The organism is Hwanghaeella sp. 1Z406 (assembly GCF_048892425.1).
Lineage (GTDB): Bacteria > Pseudomonadota > Alphaproteobacteria > UBA8366 > Aestuariispiraceae > Pacificispira.
The window spans coordinates 853,325-871,213 of the sequence record NZ_JBLZHU010000001.1; the positions used below are offsets into that span (position 1 = coordinate 853,325).

The window sequence follows — 17,889 nt, forward strand, 5'->3', positions numbered from 1 at the left end:
TCCCCTATTCCGCGGCGTCTTTTAGCTGCTCGCCATAATATTGGTGAACTGCACAGTCGCTGTTGCGGGGCTTGAAGCCTTTCACCACGGTGTCAGAAAGATTGGCCCCCGCCTTTACAAAGCTCAGCGGCCCATCCCAATCAAAATTGCGATAGACGGCCCCATATTGGGCGAAAGGCGGAGATTGCGCAAAAAGCTGGAAGGTCAGTCGGTGACCGGCATAGTCCGAATTCAGCAGGTCGCGGGCATAGGCCAATAGCTTGCGCCGATCCTCCGCCATCCAGCTGTCATTGATGGTATAGTATTTATCCATCCAGGGCTTGGTTTCCGGCGATTCAAAGGTTGCGACATTGGGGGTGACGCAAATTTGTCCCCCGCATAATTCCCGCGCGATATGCATCATGGCCGGCAGGTTATCCAGGGCATGACAACGCCCGGTCATCAGCAGGGATTGATTGGGCATCAACAGCCCTGCGGGGGATCGTTCGCCCAGGGCAATGGCGGCGGTCAGATGCGCATTGATGCCTTCACGCCAGATCGCCAGTTGGGATAGCTTTTCCTGAACCGCCTGTTGCTTTTCCAGGCCGGTCTGGCGCGCATTGAACAGGGCGGTTCCGATCATCTGGTCGGCCTGTTTCAGGGTGCGCTGTACAAAGGCGAAGGCGGAATAGCGATGCAGCGTCGCCCGGATAAAAGTTGCCGCCTTGGTATGGCGATAGAACAGCACATTTTCCCAGGGGATCAGAACATTATCGAAGATAACGATGGTGTCGACTTCATCAAAGCGATTGGTCAGGGGGTAGTCCCGCTCATCCCCGCGCGTCCCGGCAAATCCACCGCGGCAGATAAATTTCAACCCAGGCGAATTCAGGTCACAGATGAAGCCGACAGCATAGTCGGACATTTCCGCATTGCCCCAATTGGCAATCGTGGGCTTGGTGAAGGCCTGATTGGCATAGGCTGCTGCCGTTTCATATTTCGCGCCCCGCACGACAATGCCAGCATCGGTTTCCTTGACCACATGCAACAGCATGTCCGGATCCTGATCCTGTGGGGCCAGAGATCGGTCGCCCTTGGGATCGGTATTGGCCGATACATGGAAGGGGTCTTCGTGCAGTACTTTCTTGATATGGCTCTGGATATTCTTTGAAAACTGAGGGTCGACTTCGTTCAGAAGGTCCTGACCATCATACAGTGACCACATTTCGCCGACGGTTTCGTCTCCCACGCGGGTGACGACACCGCCAATCGTTTCCAGCACGGTGTCGGTCGCGCGGCGCTTGGCCCACCAGTCTTCCTGAGTATAGGGCAGGGCGTTGCCAACCGCGTTGACTTCGCCGTCCTGCTCAACCGTCATAACATCGGCGGTTTCGCTGTCATGGGCCATGTCGTATATGCGAGCGCGGATATCGACCAGGGGTTTGAACATGGGATGGCGGGTGACATCTTTTACCCGTTCGCCATTCATATAAACTTCGCGGTTATCCCGAATGGAATCGCGGTATTGGTCGCCTGTTCTGATCATTGGTCTGCTCCACATCCAAAAAATTGCATCCCGTACGGGATTCTGTGCTGCAGTCAGTGTGGCGGAAGATTGGGGCTAAGATAAAGCACGGCTTTCCACATCCTTGATTAGGATAAGGCTAATCCATTTTGATCGACTTAGCTTAAATGCGTCACCCGGCCTGGGCGGTATCCTGGGTATAGCTGGCCATCAGGTCGTTGAACCGTTGCCCCTGAATCTTGACGTGACCCCGCAAGGCTTTTGCGGCTAAGGATTCGTCACCGGCTTGGATCGCCGCCAGTATTTCACGATGTTCCTGCATGGATTGTTTCATGCGGCCCCGGACGCGCAATTGCATCAGCCGGAATGGCTTCAGGCGCTTTTGCAGCCTTGTCGCCTCTGCCGCCAGGAAGCCATTGCCACTGGCCTGATAAATCAGGAAATGAAATCTCTCATTCTCCAGATAATAATCATCCAGCGTGCCGTGTTGCAGCGCATTTTCACAGGCGGCAGCTGCTTCTTGAATTTTGATTAATTGTGCGGTTTGGATCCGGCGGGCCGCAAGGCGCGCGCACAAGGCTTCCAGTTCTGCCATAACTTCAAACATTTCAATCATTTCTGGAAAATCCGGGTGTCGAACGAATGTGCCCCGGTTTGGGATATGTTCGACCAGACCCGTAGCGGTCAGCATTTGTAAAGCCTCGCGTACCGGGGTGCGTGATACATCAAATTGCGCTGCCAGACGCACCTCGTCCAGTCGGTCGCCATTTCCCAGGGCGCCGGTGATGATCAATTGTTCCAGGTTTTCCCGGACCATATCAGCGGTTCGTATCGTCATGATCTTAAGGTATCACCGCATTGTTTGGGCGACAAATCGAAATTGTATACATTATCATTGACATTGGATGCAGTCGATTTAGGCTGCTCTTCAACGCGCTGATAACAGCGTGATGGAAAGAAATAATAATATCATTCCTTTTAGGGGAGAACGCTATGAAGTTTAAGGTAAGCGCCGCGCTTGCGGCGGTCGCACTGATTGCCGGGGTGACAAGCCCGTCTTTCGCGAAAGAACTCCGTCTATCCCACCAATGGTCAACGTCTGATGTGCGCCACAAGGTTGCGCAGATCGTCGCGGATGAAGTGGCGGCGGCAAATGTGGATCTGTCGATCCAGATTTTTCCGTCGGGATCTTTGTTTAAGGCCAAAGAACAGTACAAGCCAATGACCCGGGGTCAGTTGGACATGACTGTGTTCCCGCTGTCTTATGCGGGGGGTCAGCATCCGGAATATAACCTGACGCTGATGCCAGGCCTGGTGAAAAACCATGACCATGCGGCACGACTGAATGAATCGCCCTTTATGGGTAAGATCGAAGACATCTTGGCCAGCGATGATGTCATGGTTCTGGTCCATGGCTATCTGGCCGGTGGATTTGCCAGTACCCAGGGCTGCATCACCAAACCTGATGATGTGAAAGGCCTTCAGATTCGGGCCGCCGGTAAGGCATTCGAAGAGATGCTGGTTGCTTCGGGGGCGTCCATTGCCTCCATGGCGTCTTCAGAAATCTATTCCGCGATGCAAAGCGGGGTACTGCAAGCCACCAATACCTCATCCTCTTCTTTCGTTTCCTATCGGATTTACGAACAGGTGAAATGCTACACGCCTGCTGGTGATGTTGCGTTGTGGTTCATGTATCAGCCGCTGTTGATGAACAAATCCACCTTTGATGGATTAAACGATGCTCAGAAGGCGGCATTGGAGGCAGGGGCTGCAAAGGCTCAGGCTTATTATCTGGACGAAGCCAAAAAGGAAGATGCGGAATCGGTTCGTGTCTTTAAAGAGGCCGGTGTTGAAATCGCGAAAATGACGCCAGCGGAATTCCAGATGTGGCGTGATGTTGCAAAGACATCTTCCTACAAGACCTTCGTTGAGTCTGTTCCAGACGGCCAGGCGCTGCTGGATATGGCACTTTCAGTCGAGTAAGCAGAACGTTGAATGTCCGGCCGGGGTGATCTTACAGGATCACCCCGTGCCATTTCACAACGTTGAAAGTGCCATTTTGTGCGGAGGATTTCGGTGATGAGCGGACACGGTGAGACATCGACAGACCGCGACGGTGGAAATTTGTTTCTGCGCGTTGTGGGCAGGATTTCTACGATTTGCGGTTGGATTGCGGCGGCGATGATCATCGCGTCTGTCGCGATTACATGCCAGATGATTTTTGTGCGCGGCATTTTAAATCAATCGACCACCTGGCAGACAGAGATGGTTGTCTATTTGATGATCAACGCGACGCTGCTGGGCCTGCCCTATGTTCAGCGTTTACGCGGACATGTGAATGTCGATCTGGTGCCCATGATGCTGCCCGTTGGGTTGCGGCGCGTGCTGGCGCTGATCGTGATTTTATCGACCATCACCGTTATCGGCATCATGGCCGTCTATGGCTATGAGCAATGGTATGAAGCCTTTGCGCGGGATTGGAAATCCGACACGGTTTGGGCCGTGCGTTTGTGGATCCCCTATCTGGGTGTTCCTGTCGGTTTCTGTTTATTGCTGCTGCAGTTGATCGCGGACCTTTATGCGATCCTGGCGCGCATTGATACGTCCTATGGTGTTGGGAGTACATCCTGATGGATCCGCTGATTTTAGGATTAATGGTGGCGGTTGCCACGATTGTGGTTTTGTTTTCCGGTATTTCCGTTGCGATTGGGTTGCTGTTGGTTGCTGCGGGCTTCTTGCTGGCCTTTGATGGCATGCGGTCGGTTGCCCTGATGCCGGAAATCTTTTTTGGCGGGCTGGATAATTTCGCCCTGCTGTCGATTCCAATGTTTATTATCATGGGGGCGTCCATTGCTTCTACGCGGGCCGGGGCAGATTTGTATGAAGCCCTGGACCGCTGGCTGACCCGTGTTCCGGGCGGCTTGGTGATTTCCAATCTGGGCGCCTGTGCGCTGTTTGCGGCAATGTCCGGATCCTCGCCCGCGACCTGTGCGGCGATTGGCAAGATGGGTATCCCGGAAATGCGCAAACGCGGCTACCCGGATGGTGTCGCCGCCGGATCCATTGCCGCAGGCGGTACGCTGGGCATTCTGATCCCGCCTTCCGTGACGATGATTGTTTACGGTATTGCCACAGATACCTCGATAGGTCGTTTGTTTCTGGCAGGGGTGATACCGGGCGTCCTTCTTGTCGTCCTATTCATGCTGTGGTCGCTGTATGACACATGGCGCAACGGATCAGAAGAAGTGCTGCGCAAAAGTGAATTCAGCCTGCGTCAGAAGCTGGAAATCCTGCCCCGGGTTCTGCCCTTCCTGTTGATCATTCTGGGCGTCTTGGTTGCGATGTATGGTGGCTATGCGACCCCGTCTGAGACCGCCGCTGTCGGTGCATTGTTATGTATGGCCGTCGCGATGGTCGTCTACAGCCTGTGGAGCCCGAAAGCGCTGTGGGTGGTGCTGCGGGACTCGACACGGGAAAGCGTGATGATCCTGTTCATCATCGGGGCTGCCAGTGTGTTTTCCTATATGTTGTCCAGCCTGTTTATCACACAATCCATTGCTGGCTGGATCGGGACTCTGGATGTCAATCCCTGGCTATTGATGATTTTTATCAATATCTTCCTGTTGGTTGCCGGATTCTTCCTGCCACCGGTTGCGGTGATCCTGATGTCTGCGCCAATCCTGTTGCCCATTGTCACAGCAGCCGGGTTCGATCCCTATTGGTTTGCAGTGATCCTGACCATTAATATGGAGATCGGTCTGATTACCCCACCGGTTGGTCTGAATCTGTATGTGATCAATGGGATAGCGCCAGATATTCCCTTGAAGACGATCCTGAAGGGATCTATCCCCTATGTCCTGTGCATGGTCGTTGCGATCATAATCCTGTGTGTCTTCCCGTGGCTGGCGACCGGCTTGCCAGAGATGGTTATGGGACCGGCGGTGTAGGTTAGGTCGGCCGCCGCCGATGAAGTTGGAGCGTTGTGTATGTCTAACCATTTGTATGATGCCCTGTTTCTGCCCCATCGTGACAGGGACGCGCCTTTCCTGACCCTGGCGGATGGTCGGCTTGAGACGTTTCGGGATTTCCTGGACCGGTCGGCGCGCATTGCCCATGTCATCACTCAATTGGGCGTTGCGCCGGGCGATCGTCTGGCCGTACAGGTGGCCAAGTCGCCAGAAGCCCTGTCTGTCTATGTTGCCTGTGTTCAGGCAGGGGTGATTTTTCTGCCCCTGAATACCGCCTATACCGCCAGTGAGGTCGACTATTTCGTCGGGGATGCGACGCCGAAGATCCTGGTGTGTGATCAGAAGGCCCAACCCGCCCTGGAACCGGTTGCCAAGGCCCATGGTGCCCGGCTGATGACCCTGAATGCCGATGGCAGCGGCAGCTTGATGGAAGCGGCGGACAAGGCACCTGCAAATTTTCAGACATGTGCCCGGGGCAGGGATGATCTGGCAGCCTTCCTGTATACATCAGGCACGACCGGGCGCTCCAAAGGCGCGATGCTGACCCAGGACAATCTATTGTCCAATGCTCGGGCCCTGACCGATTACTGGCAGTTCACAGGGGCGGATGTGCTGTTGCATGCCTTGCCGATCTTTCACACCCATGGGCTGTTCGTGGCGTCCAACATTTGCTTCCTGGCCGGGGCATCGATGATCTTCCTACCCAGTTTCAAGGCCGATCAGATGATTGCGTTTCTGCCGCACGCCACCACGATGATGGGGGTGCCGACTTTCTATACCAGATTGTTGGACGAGGCCGCCTTCACCAAGGATCTGGTGTCCCATATGCGCCTGTTCGTTTCGGGCAGCGCGCCTCTGTTGGAGGAAACCCATATCGCGTTTGAGGCACGGACGGGTCATCGCATACTGGAACGTTATGGCATGACCGAAACCAATATGAATACCTCCAACCCCTATGATGGGGAGCGCCGGGCCGGCACTGTGGGCTTCCCGCTGCCCGGTGTGGATTTGCGCGTCGCGGATGCGGAAACCGGAAAGGTCCTGCCCCAGGGGGAAATCGGCGTGATCGAAGTGCGTGGCCCCAATGTCTTCAAGGGCTATTGGAATATGGCGGAAAAGACAGCGGAAGAATTCCGCGCCGATGGATATTTCATCACCGGCGATGTCGGGCAGGTGGATGATCGCGGCTATGTGCGCATTGTCGGGCGGGCCAAGGATCTGATCATCTCCGGCGGGTATAATATCTATCCCAAGGAAATAGAGCTGCTGTTGGATGAAGAGGACGGCGTGCTGGAATCAGCCGTCATTGGCGTGCCCCACCCGGATTTCGGGGAAGGGGTTGTTGGCGTCCTGGTGCCGCAAAAGGGGGTGACATTGGATCCCGATGCGATCCTGTCATCCATTGCGCCCAAGATCGCGCGCTTCAAACAACCAAAGGCCCTGTTCATCCATGACGAACTGCCCCGCAATACCATGGGCAAGGTTCAGAAAAACGTCCTGCGAGAGACATACAAGGACCAGTTCAAAATCTGAAGTCCGGCCCTGAAATCGCCCCGGAATGCTGTCTAGGCATGCTGGACAAAGCATGGTATGACCGATCCAACAGTGGAAATTCCCGTATCAGATAGGGGAGAGAAGAGTGGAAGTTCGCATTTACAAACCGACCAAAACCGCCATGCAATCCGGTCGTGCCGGGACGAAAGATTGGATTCTGGAATTCGAACCCACCACGGCCAGCCGCCCGGATGCGCTGATGGGCTGGGTCGGATCAGCCGATACCCGCAAGCAGGTGCGCCTGCAATTCGACACGGCGGACGAGGCGATTACCTATGCGGAAAAGAACGGCTATTCTTATACGGTGGAAAAGCCCAAGGATCGCCGCATAAAGCCGAAATCCTATTCCGACAATTTCTCCAACAACAGACGACGCCCCTGGACCCATTGATCGTTCGGGCAAGCTGTGTGAGGGCTTAAAATCTCTTGCAGCATACCTTTCAAAAGGCTACCGAACGCCCCTTGGATCGTTTGGTGGCCTTTGTCTTTTGATGGCAATGACCGCTATTCTATCACCCCAACGGCTCCGTAGCTCAACTGGATAGAGCACCCGCCTTCTAAGCGGATGGTTACAGGTTCGAACCCTGTCGGGGCCGCCATATTCCTTCTCGATTGCCCCCCTAAGCGTGTGGATTCCCTGAAGTCGTTTTCGCGCATCACACCAGTGATAAAATCTTAGGGCGTTTTTATAGTATGACTATTAATCAGCATCAGAAAAAATCCCCAGGATCGTCACAGATCTGAAATCATATCTTTGATGATATTTGCCAGCGCATCCTTGGTTTGGCCGGATGGCTATGGAAACCAACATATTGATATCACAAATAAAATCCACAAAGACGAGAGTCATATAAATTTGAAACGCCAATCTATTTATTACTTAATAATAGTAATGGTGTTCTTGACATATGAATTCATCGTTTATACGCTCAAAATCAAATAATAGAGTTTTCAAGGACAGAATGCGCAATCATATAGGATAATATTGCAGTCAGATTGTACCTTTGAAAACCTTAGGAAAATTTCATGGCAGGGTAACTTATTTAGGAGCCATCGATAATGTATTTTAAGAGTACAATTGTTTCATTCATTTCTCTCCTTTTATTGATGCTGCCAATATCAGCCAATGCCATCGATATTCAACGTGAGGCCATGGTTCAAAGACTTATCACCTCACTTGAAACCGAAAATTATCAGAAGGCTTATGAGATACTGCAGGGGCTGAAGGAAACTGGGGAAATAACCGGTGAACTTCTCTATTATGAAGCCCTGGCGGCGCTATCAACCAAAAGAGATTTTGAAGCGCTTGAGCAGATAACGAAATATATTGAAAAGAACGGCAAAGGTGCGAAGCACTACAGCAGAGCTATTGAGATTTATTCAGCTGCATCCGAAAACGTTGATCGGAAACTTGCTATCAATTCAATAGAAAATTGGTATGCCTCATCAGCTGAGCTTTACATTGAAAATCGCATGACGTCACTTTGGCGAGATTTTTATAAGTTGAGAGTCGAAGAGCATAAATCCTTCAGTTCACGATACATCGATAATAAAGACGGTACGGTATCTGTCTACAGACTGGTAAAATCTGGCTCAAACTCAGCGAATTTGTATAAATTCGAGGCATATGCCTGCCCCATTGGCTCAAAATACAAAGAAGGTGCTTGCGTCGGAAAACCCGATAAATTTCAAAGTCTCAGTGAAAGTAAGATTAGAGAAATATTTGAAGGTTTATCTCTAGCAGGGCACCGTGATTGGCGAATTCCCAGACGACTTTTTGTTTCGTGGGGCGGAGATTACTTTTCTGTCAGTGATTTCTTTACCATTTCACCCGATATAACATATTTTGACGGTCAAAACTACGCCGAGACCCATGTCGGCGTTTCGACGAATCAAATTCTCCCTCAGGCATATCTGTTCAACGACCATGGCCTTAACAAATTCGCATATACCCAGCAAAATACTAGGGTAACAGGTCAAGAAAAATATCAAATCCCACAATTTGGCTTTGCTTTTTTGGACGAAGTTTACTCTGACAATAGTAAACAGTATTGCGTTGTAAGCCGTGCAAACACATTAAGGTGCGATGTGGCGACTTCTTATATGGTTATCCCAGTGCGTGGCCCCGAGTTGGTTGGGAAAGACCTTCCAGTAACACAATGTGAAGCACAAAGCCTTAATTGCCTGAAGCTCAATCATGATGGCAATGTTATTCGGTTCGACGCATCGAAATATCATCATGCTAAAGAGCACGAATACTTTCTCGAACTCGCCAATGGTTGATTGATAATGAAAATTACAGCTTTGCTAAGTACGTTAATCGCATTGAGCCTCACCTTTCTGACGTCACCCCTGCTGGCCGATATTGAATCTGATATTCTGAATAGCTTGGGAAACCAGCCTTCGTCTGAACATGAAATTCGGTATGTTGCTCGGGAAACAGTCGTGCGCGTGCGTCCGGATTCAGCCAGTGAATTTTTAGCTAATCTTAAACTCAACAAGCGTGTATTTCTACTTAGTATGAACGGCTCTTGGGCTAAGGTACAACTCGTTTCAGATGAGGATGTCTCGGGCTTTGTGCCATTATCATCGTTGAAAAGTTCCCCCCATGAGAGAGCGCCATCAACTGCTGAGAAGAGTGCAGTCGAGATTGATCTTAGCGGTGTAACCTTAAAGGACCCTGAGGATATCGCTTTGGCCCAGGAGCAAAGAATTGAAGATGAAAACCGACAAAAAGCTGAGGCTGATGAAGCATATCGCCGTCATTTAAAAGAGAAACGTCGCCGAAAAGCAGAATTAGAAGAACAACAAAGGCGTCAGGAAGCTCAAGAACAAAGGGCATATGAGCGAGAGATGGAGGACGTGTTCGCTGAGTTGGACTCTAACGAGACCCAGTTGGCGAAGCAGTGGGAGAACTTGACGGAAATGCCCCGTAATATCACACGGCTTCAGTCGCCCTATGCGATTGAGAGAGCAAGGCGTCAAGCAATGCGGATGAAAAAGCGGCAGGCGCGTCAGGAAAAATTTACAGCTCAGTCCCAAGCCATGCCTTCTACAAAGGGATTTGGTTCCAGTCCTTATAACGGTTCAGAAGCTGGCTCGGCTTTAATGAATATCGATGAGTCCAACGACCAGTCCAACAGTTCATCAAATTCATCATCACCCCAGAAAGATCAGTATGCAGATGTGAGAGGCGATACCGCATCGGTTCGCCAAAAACAAAATGCTCCCCAAAAAGTCTATGAACCAATGCCTCAGGTGGTAACCGGTAAAAATTTATCGACATTTAGCGTCCGCGCCAAAGCCATTGCTTACGCACGGCTAAAGGCTACCAACAAGATTAGCGAACAGTGCTATGGTAAAGGAGCGCGTTACGATTCAACAAGATTTTCCGAAATTGAGAAAGGGAACGCTTCCGAGCGAACAACCTTTGCGAATGCAGACTGTAAGCAGATGAAAAGTGGGGCATGGAAATGCACAGCGGAAGTGCGTGGTCATTGCTATCACATGCAATGAATAAGCTGGACACCCGTATTGACCTTTCTTGATTGTTAAGTGGCAGCGCCCATAAGATAGACAAGAACGACGAAGGTGACCCAATGACCCAACCTACGGCTCAGTACTCAACTGGATAGAGCACCCACCATCCATATAACGCCCGGTTTTGGTATATGTCCTGCGCTGGCTGTGATATCGTGATGCGGATGGGGGCGTAAGGATAAGTGGGTTTGGGTATGCAATGCACCCCTGGCGATTTGAAGGACCATCTGATTGCCTGTGCGCAGGGGGATCGGGTTGCCTTTGCTGCCCTGTATCAGGCCACCTCCTTGAAACTTTTTGGCATTGTCCTTCGTATCTTGAAGGATCAGGCGCTCAGCGAGGACGTGCTGCAAGAGGTCTATGTGACCATCTGGCGGCAGGCGGCGCGATATGACCCGGACCGTGCATCGCCGATCACCTGGATGGGAACCATCGCCCGCAATCGCGCCATTGATGTATTGCGCCGCCAAAAGGGCCAGGGGATGACTGTGGAAATTGAGATTGATACGATTGTTGATCCCTCCCGATCCGCATCGGATGAATTGGAGCGCAGTCAGGCGTATCAGGCTTTGTCCGTCTGTTTGGAGGCCTTGGATCCCAACCGGGCCAAAATGGTGCGGCTGGCCTATCTGGAAGGGGCCTCTCGCCAGGATCTGGCAGATTTGTTTGGTCAGCCGGTAAATACGATTAAGACGTGGCTGCATCGCAGTTTGAAGCAATTGAAGGAATGCCTGGGGTCATGACAAACCGGGAAGAAATAGACCAATTGGCCGGGGAATATGTGCTGGGCACCTTAAATGCTGAGGAGCGCCTGGCGGTGGAGACGCGCCGTCTTCAGGATGCGGCGCTGGAGGCGGCCATTCATGACTGGACACAGCGTATGGCACCGCTGCAGGAAGAAGTCAGCAGCGCGGAACCTGATCCGCACCTGTTTGATCGCATCCAGGCGCGCCTTGACCAATTGGAGGGGCAGGGCGGCACCGGGGGTGAGGGGAATGGCGGCACCGTCCTTTCACTGCAAAAGCATGTATCGCGTTGGCGCAGTGCAACATTTGTGACCGGGGCAATCGCGGCATCGCTGCTTGCCTATATCCTGGTCAATGCCCCCCTTGTTCAAGGGCCCCAGCAAGAGACTTTCGTTGCGGTTTTTCAATCTGATGATCAACAGCCCGCATTCCTGTTATCGATTGATTTGAAAACGCGCGCCTTGACCATTCAGCCGGTTGCGGCGGAACGACAGCAACAGGCCTCTTATCAGCTGTGGATCGTCGGGGATGGAATTGCCGAAGAACCGCAATCCCTGGGCCTGCTGTCAGAGGATGGGGCGCTGACACAAAAAAGTCTGGCGGCCTATCCTTCTGAAGTACTGCAGCAAGCCACATTTGGTATCAGTGTGGAACCGCCAGGGGGCTCGCCCACGGGTAAACCCACAGGCCCGGCAATTCATGGCTATCTGATCCCCGTTCAGCCCTGATCGTCATTTTTTTCGTCTGTTTTGAAACTTTCTCAAAAACCGTCCGTAGCTGTAGGTAGGCCATCAGAAGGGTGGCTTGTCAGGGGCTGACCCCTGGCAATGTGGTCTTGCGTTCAAACACAGCGTTTGTCCGCATAACAGACAATACACAGGAGGTTTCTATGGTTCGCCATTTTATTGTAACGGCTCTCGTTGCTCTGGTTTTTGCAGCCGGCACTGTCATCAGCATCACGGCTTCCGCCGGGTCTAATTCCGGCGATATGAAACTGGGCGTGATGGCATCGGATCAGGATGTGACAACTGGCACCGTCACGGCTGATAAGATTGTCGCACACGCCAACGGCTGGATGGTGGTTCACCGCACCGGTGCTGATATGAAGCCCGGCCCGGTTATTGGCTATGCACCGTTGAAAATCGGTGAAAACGCCGATGTCAGCGCTATTCTGACCGAACCGGTCAAAAGCGGTGAAATGCTGATGTTGATGCTGCATGGTGAAGACGGCGGCATGAAAACCGGCGGCTTTGAATATACGCTGGGTGCCAAGGAAGACGGCCCGGTCCGTGTTGACGGGAAACTGGTCATGACGGTGATTACCGCCAAATAATGGCTTGATTACAGACGGTATGCCCTCCCACCCCGGCCACTGGCAGGGGTGGGATTTTTTTTCGCGATCAGAGAGTTGGATATTTCATAAAATGTCTATTTTTTGATCAAAAATTTTAGATAGTTTAAAATATATGCAATTATTTAAAGATTAAGAGTACCCCAGAATTGGGACCGATGTCAGATTTATGAAATAATATACGTTATATCAATAGATTAGTTAGCGTACTGTCGTGCTCCAGAAAGTACCGAAAAATTGGTACGCTTGTTGCAGTGCACAATTATTGGAGTAACTATAAAAACTGTAGACAGAGAGGCTAAACATGAAAAATCGTATTCGTTCCTTAATGGGGGCTGCGGCGATATCAGGCATGATGCTTGTTGGCACAGTGGCCCAGGCTGCTGAAGAGACGATCAAGGTCGGCATTCTTCATTCCCTTTCCGGCACCATGGCGATCAGCGAAACCACGCTGAAAGACGCGATGCTGATGCTGATTGACGAACAGAACAAAAAGGGCGGCGTCTTGGGCAAAAAACTTGAGGCCGTTGTGGTTGATCCGGCGTCTGACTGGCCCTTGTTTGCTGAAAAAGCGCGCGAGTTGATTTCCGTCAACAAGGTCGATGTGGTGTTTGGCTGCTGGACCTCTGTATCGCGCAAATCGGTCCTGCCGGTCTTTGAAGAACTAAACAGCATCCTGTTCTATCCGGTTCAGTATGAAGGCGAAGAAAGCCAGCGCAATGTATTCTATACCGGCGCGGCCCCGAACCAGCAGGCCATTCCGGCGGTGGATTATCTTGCGGATGCGGAAGGCGTAGAGCGTTGGGTCTTAGCGGGTACGGACTATGTCTATCCCCGCACCACGAACAAAATCCTGGAGACCTATCTGCTGGATAAAGGCGTGGCCCCTGAAGACATTATGATCAACTATACCCCGTTTGGTCATTCTGACTGGCAGACCATCGTGTCTGACATCAAAACCTTCGGATCGGCTGGTAAGAAGACTGCTGTGGTCTCCACCATCAACGGTGATGCCAATGTGCCTTTCTATAAGGAACTGGCGAACCAGGGCATCAAGGCCGAAGACATTCCTGTCGTCGCTTTCTCCGTTGGGGAAGAAGAACTGGCGGGTCTGGATACCGGTCCTCTGGTCGGTCACCTGGCGGCCTGGAATTACTTCATGGCCATCGACACCCCGGAAAACGCTGATTTCATTGCAAAATGGAAAGCCTTTATCGGGGATGACAAGCGCGTCACCAATGACCCGATGGAAGCCCACTACATTGGCTTCAACATGTGGATCAAGGCTGTGGAAGCGGCGGGCAGCACCTCTGCCGATACCGTTATCGACAATCTGGTTGGCGTTTCCGTTCCGAACCTGACGGGCGGCTATTCCGCGATGATGCCGAACCACCACATCACCAAGCCGGTCCTGATCGGTGAGATTCAGTCGGATGGTCAGTTCGACACCGTTTGGCGGACGCCAGGCCTGGTCCCTGGGGATGCCTGGTCTGACTTCCTGCCGGGGTCGAAAGATCTGATCTCTGATTGGCGCAAGCCCATGTCCTGCGGCAATTTCAATACCGCTGAAGGCAAGTGCGGCGGCGCATAAGGCGCAGGGTTTCGCAGTGTCGGGGGTGGCACATATCGCCATCCCCGATACCCGAAACAGAGTGTGACCGATCTATTTTGGCGCTCCAGCAGAGGTGATACTCTCCATGAAGGCCTTTATTCGTTTCTCTATATCAGCCCTATCCCTGTTCCTCATTCTAGGAACAGCCCAAGTGATGGCCGCGCAAGACCCCGCCTTACAAGACAAGATTTCTGCTTTGGCTGACGGTAGCTATTCGGACCGCGCCAAGGCAATCCAGGCCATTGCCGCAACGGGTGATGCCCGCGCCGTCCCAGCCTTGGAAGCATTGGGGGAGGGGCTGCTGTTCGTCACGAAATCAGACAAGGCCATTGTGATTGGCCTGGATGAGGGCGCGACGGTCGAGACATTCGATCCGATATCGGGCGATGCATTGGGGTCGGTTCCCAGTGGTGCCGTCGAGAAGATCAAGGTCAATAACCGGTTGCGTCGGGAAATACGATCCGCGCTGGGCGCCCTGACCTTGTTGTCGGATGATCCAAAGGTACGGCTTGCTGCGGCTGGGGCGATATTCAAGTCCAAAGATGCTGATGCGATTGACCTTTTGGATACTGCGATTGCAAAAGAAACGGTCGAAGCCGTGAAACTTGCCCTGCAGGAAGCCCGCGCGGCGGCGGTCCTGAATTCCCCCCGCGATATGGCGGAAAAGCAGGCGGCCGTTGCCTTGATGGCGGATCGGGGAAACCAGTCGGCGTTGGCGGTTCTATTGAATGCCAGAGGCAGCGCAGAAGGCCCGCTATTAGCCGATATCGACACAGCCATCGCAGCCATTCAAAAATCCCTGGCGGTCTGGGATCTGGCACAGAATGCGTGGTACGGGGTGTCGCTGGGGTCGGTGCTGCTGTTGGCGGCGATTGGACTGGCGATCACCTTTGGCGTGATGGGCGTTATCAATATGGCCCACGGGGAAATGGTGATGTTGGGGGCCTATACGACCTTCATCGTGCAGGACATCATTCGCACCTCGATGCCGGGCCTGTTTGACTATTCGCTGCTGATCGCTCTGCCGCTGGCCTTTCTGGTTGCCGGCTCGGTTGGCGTCGTCATTGAACGCGGCGTGATCCGATGGCTGTATGGACGCCCGCTGGAAACATTGCTGGCGACCTGGGGCATTGCGCTGCTGTTGCAACAGACAGTGCGCAGCATCTTTGGTCCCACAAACCGGGAAGTCGGGACCCCGGATTTCCTGGCAGGGGCTTTCCAATTGGGCCAATTGACGATCACCTATAATCGGTTGGCGATTGTGATCTTTTCTTTGGTCGTGCTGGCGGTCCTGATGCTGGTATTGCGCAAAACATCATTCGGGCTGCGCATGCGGGCTGTGACGCAAAACCGCAGAATGGCCAATTCCATGGGGATCAAGACCAATTGGGTCGATGCGATGACCTTTGGACTGGGATCGGGCATTGCCGGGATTGCAGGCGTCGCGTTGAGCCAGATTGACAATGTCAGCCCCAATCTGGGCCAGTCCTATATCATCGACAGCTTCCTGGTTGTCGTGTTCGGCGGCGTTGGCAATCTGTGGGGGACATTGGTGGGGGCCATGACTCTGGGCATCGCCAATAAATTCCTGGAGCCCTTCGCCGGTGCGGTATTGGGCAAGATCATCCTTTTGGTCTGTATCATCCTGTTCATTCAAAAGCGTCCCAGGGGCATGTTCGCCCTGAAGGGCCGGGCGGTTGAGTCATGATTTCCAGCTTTATTCTGCGGGGCTTGGATGGGCGGTTAATGGCCTTTCTGATTGCGACCCTGTTATGTGTAATCTTAATCGCAATTGGCAATCTGATGGTGCCACCGGGCAATTTCCTGCATGTGCCGACCTATGCGGTCTCCCTGATGGGCAAGTATCTGTGTTATGCCCTGCTGGCGCTGTCTGTGGATCTGGTCTGGGGGTTTGCGGGCGTGCTGTCGCTGGGCCATGGCGCATTCTTTGCGCTGGGCGGCTATGCGATGGGCATGTATCTGATGCGCCAGATTGGAAGCCGTGGCGTTTATGCCGACCCGATCCTGCCGGATTTCATGGTGTTCCTGAATTACAAGGAATTGCCGTGGTTCTGGTATGGCTTTGACATGTTCTGGTTTGCCGCGATCATGGTGGTGCTGGCCCCGGCCACGTTGGCTTTTGTCTTTGGCTGGCTGGCCTTTCGGTCGCGCGTGACGGGGGTTTACCTGTCCATTATTACCCAGGCGATGACCTTTGCGCTGCTGCTGGCCTTCTTCCGCAATGATATGGGATTTGGCGGTAATAACGGACTGACCGATTTCAAGGATATTCTGGGATTCGATATCCAAAGCGACGGGACCCGCATGGGATTGTTTGCAGCGTCTGCCTGCGCGCTGTGTCTTGGACTGGTGATCTGTAAGGCTGTTGTTGCCTCAAAATTGGGAAAGGTTCTGGTGGCGGTGCGCGATGCGGAAAGCCGCACACGGTTCCTGGGCTATCGGGTGGAGCATTATAAGCTGTTTGTCTGGACACTGTCGGCGGCGCTGGCTGGCATTGCAGGCGCGCTGTATGTGCCGCAGGTTGGGATCATCAATCCCGGCGAATTCGCCCCGGCGAACTCAATTGAAATGGTGATCTGGGTCGCCGTTGGCGGGCGCGGAACCCTGTATGGCCCGATCCTGGGAGCGATCCTGGTGAATGGGGCGAAAACATTCTTTACAGGGGCCATTCCTGAAGTCTGGCTTTTCGCTCTGGGGGCCTTGTTCGTCGGGGTAACGCTGTTCCTGCCAAAGGGAGTTCTGGGGCTGTATGGCATGCTGCACCAACGCTTTGAGAAAACCCGCGCGCCCCGGGAAACAAAGCGATCGCCAGACCCTGCATCTCAACCGTCGGAGGCTGAGTGAATGACGGCCCATGGCTCCATCCTGTATCTTGACAGCGTCAGTGTCAGCTTTGACGGGTTCAAGGCGCTGAACAATCTGTCGCTGATCCTGCAACCCGGCGAAATGCGTGCGATCATCGGACCCAATGGCGCGGGTAAGACCACCATGATGGATGTGATCACCGGCAAGACCCGGCCTGATACCGGCGATGTGATCTTTGATTCCAGCCACGATCTGATCCAGATGGATGAGGCCGCTATTGCACAGCTTGGCATCGGTCGCAAATTTCAGAAGCCCACGGTGTTTGAACATCACACGGTCGAGGATAATCTGTATCTGTCCCTGAAAGGCGGGCGGGGTGTTTTTTTTGCCTTGTTTGCCGAAAAGACGAATGAGATTTCCCAGCGGATTGAAGGGCTATTCGATATCATCCGACTGGGTGCTGTGCGCGATGAACTGGCGGGCAACCTGTCCCATGGTCAGAAGCAATGGCTGGAAATTGGCATGTTGTTGGCGCAAGACCCAAAGCTTCTGCTGGTGGACGAGCCGGTGGCCGGCATGACCGATGCGGAAACGGTGGAAACTGCAAATCTTCTGCGGGAAATCAACAAGACCCATTCGGTTGTCGTTGTGGAACACGATATGACCTTCGTGCGGGATTTGGATGTGAAGGTGACCGTGCTGCATGAAGGATCGGTCCTGGCCGATGGTCCATTGGATCAGGTCAGCGCAGATGACCGTGTTATCGAAGTTTATTTGGGGCGCTAGGA

The 17,889-nt window shown here is 52.9% G+C and carries 16 protein-coding genes and 1 tRNA gene; 15 read left to right on the forward strand and 2 right to left on the reverse strand.

Going from position 1 to position 17,889, the window contains the following annotated elements; translation table 11 throughout:
* Positions 1 to 4 precede the first annotated feature (4 nt).
* Together ACOSDR_RS03995 and ACOSDR_RS04000 are read right to left on the reverse strand one after the other, a co-directional pair.
* Positions 5 to 1,525, reverse strand: a complete 1,521-nt coding sequence (locus tag ACOSDR_RS03995; protein WP_420730434.1) for a 4-hydroxyphenylacetate 3-hydroxylase family protein — start codon at positions 1,523 to 1,525, stop codon at positions 5 to 7.
* A 151-nt stretch (positions 1,526 to 1,676) separates the two neighbouring features.
* The gene (locus tag ACOSDR_RS04000; protein WP_420730435.1) at positions 1,677 to 2,342 is read right to left on the reverse strand and encodes a GntR family transcriptional regulator; all 666 of its coding nucleotides are present in this window, start codon (positions 2,340 to 2,342) and stop codon (positions 1,677 to 1,679) included.
* Between the two features lie 155 nt (positions 2,343 to 2,497).
* On the opposite strand from ACOSDR_RS04000, the gene dctP reads away from it, so the two are divergent.
* The 15 genes from dctP to urtD all read left to right on the forward strand — a co-directional run bounded on the left by dctP (position 2,498) and on the right by urtD (position 17,887).
* Positions 2,498 to 3,487, forward strand: a complete 990-nt coding sequence (dctP, locus tag ACOSDR_RS04005) for a TRAP transporter substrate-binding protein DctP (protein ID WP_420724176.1) — start codon at positions 2,498 to 2,500, stop codon at positions 3,485 to 3,487.
* 96 nt (positions 3,488 to 3,583) lie between these two features.
* Positions 3,584 to 4,135, forward strand: a complete 552-nt coding sequence (locus tag ACOSDR_RS04010; protein ID WP_420724175.1) for a TRAP transporter small permease — start codon at positions 3,584 to 3,586, stop codon at positions 4,133 to 4,135.
* Positions 4,135 to 5,451, forward strand: a complete 1,317-nt coding sequence (locus ACOSDR_RS04015) for a TRAP transporter large permease (protein WP_420724174.1) — start codon at positions 4,135 to 4,137, stop codon at positions 5,449 to 5,451. The genes ACOSDR_RS04010 and ACOSDR_RS04015 overlap by 1 nt, the downstream gene beginning before the upstream one ends.
* Before the next feature lie 39 nt (positions 5,452 to 5,490).
* Positions 5,491 to 7,005, forward strand: coding sequence for a malonate--CoA ligase (locus ACOSDR_RS04020; RefSeq protein ID WP_420730436.1), 1,515 nt, complete (start codon positions 5,491 to 5,493; stop codon positions 7,003 to 7,005).
* 106 nt (positions 7,006 to 7,111) lie between these two features.
* Positions 7,112 to 7,417, forward strand: coding sequence for an ETC complex I subunit (locus ACOSDR_RS04025; RefSeq protein ID WP_420724172.1), 306 nt, complete (start codon positions 7,112 to 7,114; stop codon positions 7,415 to 7,417).
* Positions 7,418 to 7,548: 131 nt separating this feature from the next.
* Positions 7,549 to 7,625, forward strand: a tRNA-Arg gene (locus ACOSDR_RS04030).
* Between the two features lie 460 nt (positions 7,626 to 8,085).
* Entirely contained in the window at positions 8,086 to 9,309 is a 1,224-nt protein-coding gene (locus ACOSDR_RS04035; RefSeq protein WP_420730437.1) for a hypothetical protein, read from the forward strand.
* Positions 9,310 to 9,315: 6 nt separating this feature from the next.
* Entirely contained in the window at positions 9,316 to 10,542 is a 1,227-nt protein-coding gene (locus ACOSDR_RS04040) for a hypothetical protein (protein WP_420730438.1), read from the forward strand.
* A 218-nt stretch (positions 10,543 to 10,760) separates the two neighbouring features.
* On the forward strand, positions 10,761 to 11,309 hold the full coding sequence (locus ACOSDR_RS04045) for a sigma-70 family RNA polymerase sigma factor (RefSeq protein ID WP_420730439.1): 549 nt from the start codon (positions 10,761 to 10,763) through the stop codon (positions 11,307 to 11,309).
* Positions 11,306 to 12,040: an anti-sigma factor gene (locus tag ACOSDR_RS04050; protein ID WP_420730440.1), complete on the forward strand. Its 735-nt coding sequence runs from the start codon at positions 11,306 to 11,308 to the stop codon at positions 12,038 to 12,040. The genes ACOSDR_RS04045 and ACOSDR_RS04050 overlap by 4 nt, the downstream gene beginning before the upstream one ends.
* 161 nt (positions 12,041 to 12,201) lie before the next feature.
* Entirely contained in the window at positions 12,202 to 12,645 is a 444-nt protein-coding gene (locus ACOSDR_RS04055) for a DUF7282 domain-containing protein (RefSeq protein ID WP_420730441.1), read from the forward strand.
* 322 nt (positions 12,646 to 12,967) lie between these two features.
* Entirely contained in the window at positions 12,968 to 14,254 is a 1,287-nt protein-coding gene (urtA, locus tag ACOSDR_RS04060; protein ID WP_420724166.1) for an urea ABC transporter substrate-binding protein, read from the forward strand.
* Between the two features lie 175 nt (positions 14,255 to 14,429).
* Entirely contained in the window at positions 14,430 to 15,983 is a 1,554-nt protein-coding gene (gene urtB / locus ACOSDR_RS04065; protein ID WP_420730442.1) for an urea ABC transporter permease subunit UrtB, read from the forward strand.
* Positions 15,980 to 17,140: an urea ABC transporter permease subunit UrtC gene (gene urtC, locus ACOSDR_RS04070; RefSeq protein ID WP_420730443.1), complete on the forward strand. Its 1,161-nt coding sequence runs from the start codon at positions 15,980 to 15,982 to the stop codon at positions 17,138 to 17,140. The genes urtB and urtC overlap by 4 nt, the downstream gene beginning before the upstream one ends.
* A complete protein-coding gene (gene urtD, locus ACOSDR_RS04075; protein ID WP_420730444.1) occupies positions 17,141 to 17,887 on the forward strand; it encodes an urea ABC transporter ATP-binding protein UrtD in 747 nt (248 codons plus the stop codon). It begins immediately after the preceding gene.
* Positions 17,888 to 17,889: the final 2 nt, after the last annotated feature.

What these genes read in the sequence shown, in the direction of transcription:
- ACOSDR_RS03995 (WP_420730434.1), bottom strand. Translation starts at nt 1,525, where the DNA reads ATGATCAGAACAGGCGACCAATACCGCGATTCCATTCGGGATAACCGC.
- ACOSDR_RS04000 (WP_420730435.1), bottom strand. Translation starts at nt 2,342, where the DNA reads ATGACGATACGAACCGCTGATATGGTCCGGGAAAACCTGGAACAATTG.
- dctP (WP_420724176.1), top strand. Translation starts at nt 2,498, where the DNA reads ATGAAGTTTAAGGTAAGCGCCGCGCTTGCGGCGGTCGCACTGATTGCC.
- ACOSDR_RS04010 (WP_420724175.1), top strand. Translation starts at nt 3,584, where the DNA reads ATGAGCGGACACGGTGAGACATCGACAGACCGCGACGGTGGAAATTTG.
- ACOSDR_RS04015 (WP_420724174.1), top strand. Translation starts at nt 4,135, where the DNA reads ATGGATCCGCTGATTTTAGGATTAATGGTGGCGGTTGCCACGATTGTG.
- ACOSDR_RS04020 (WP_420730436.1), top strand. Translation starts at nt 5,491, where the DNA reads ATGTCTAACCATTTGTATGATGCCCTGTTTCTGCCCCATCGTGACAGG.
- ACOSDR_RS04035 (WP_420730437.1), top strand. Translation starts at nt 8,086, where the DNA reads ATGTATTTTAAGAGTACAATTGTTTCATTCATTTCTCTCCTTTTATTG.
- ACOSDR_RS04040 (WP_420730438.1), top strand. Translation starts at nt 9,316, where the DNA reads ATGAAAATTACAGCTTTGCTAAGTACGTTAATCGCATTGAGCCTCACC.
- ACOSDR_RS04045 (WP_420730439.1), top strand. Translation starts at nt 10,761, where the DNA reads ATGCAATGCACCCCTGGCGATTTGAAGGACCATCTGATTGCCTGTGCG.
- ACOSDR_RS04050 (WP_420730440.1), top strand. Translation starts at nt 11,306, where the DNA reads ATGACAAACCGGGAAGAAATAGACCAATTGGCCGGGGAATATGTGCTG.
- ACOSDR_RS04055 (WP_420730441.1), top strand. Translation starts at nt 12,202, where the DNA reads ATGGTTCGCCATTTTATTGTAACGGCTCTCGTTGCTCTGGTTTTTGCA.
- urtA (WP_420724166.1), top strand. Translation starts at nt 12,968, where the DNA reads ATGAAAAATCGTATTCGTTCCTTAATGGGGGCTGCGGCGATATCAGGC.
- urtB (WP_420730442.1), top strand. Translation starts at nt 14,430, where the DNA reads ATGGCCGCGCAAGACCCCGCCTTACAAGACAAGATTTCTGCTTTGGCT.
- urtC (WP_420730443.1), top strand. Translation starts at nt 15,980, where the DNA reads ATGATTTCCAGCTTTATTCTGCGGGGCTTGGATGGGCGGTTAATGGCC.
- urtD (WP_420730444.1), top strand. Translation starts at nt 17,141, where the DNA reads ATGACGGCCCATGGCTCCATCCTGTATCTTGACAGCGTCAGTGTCAGC.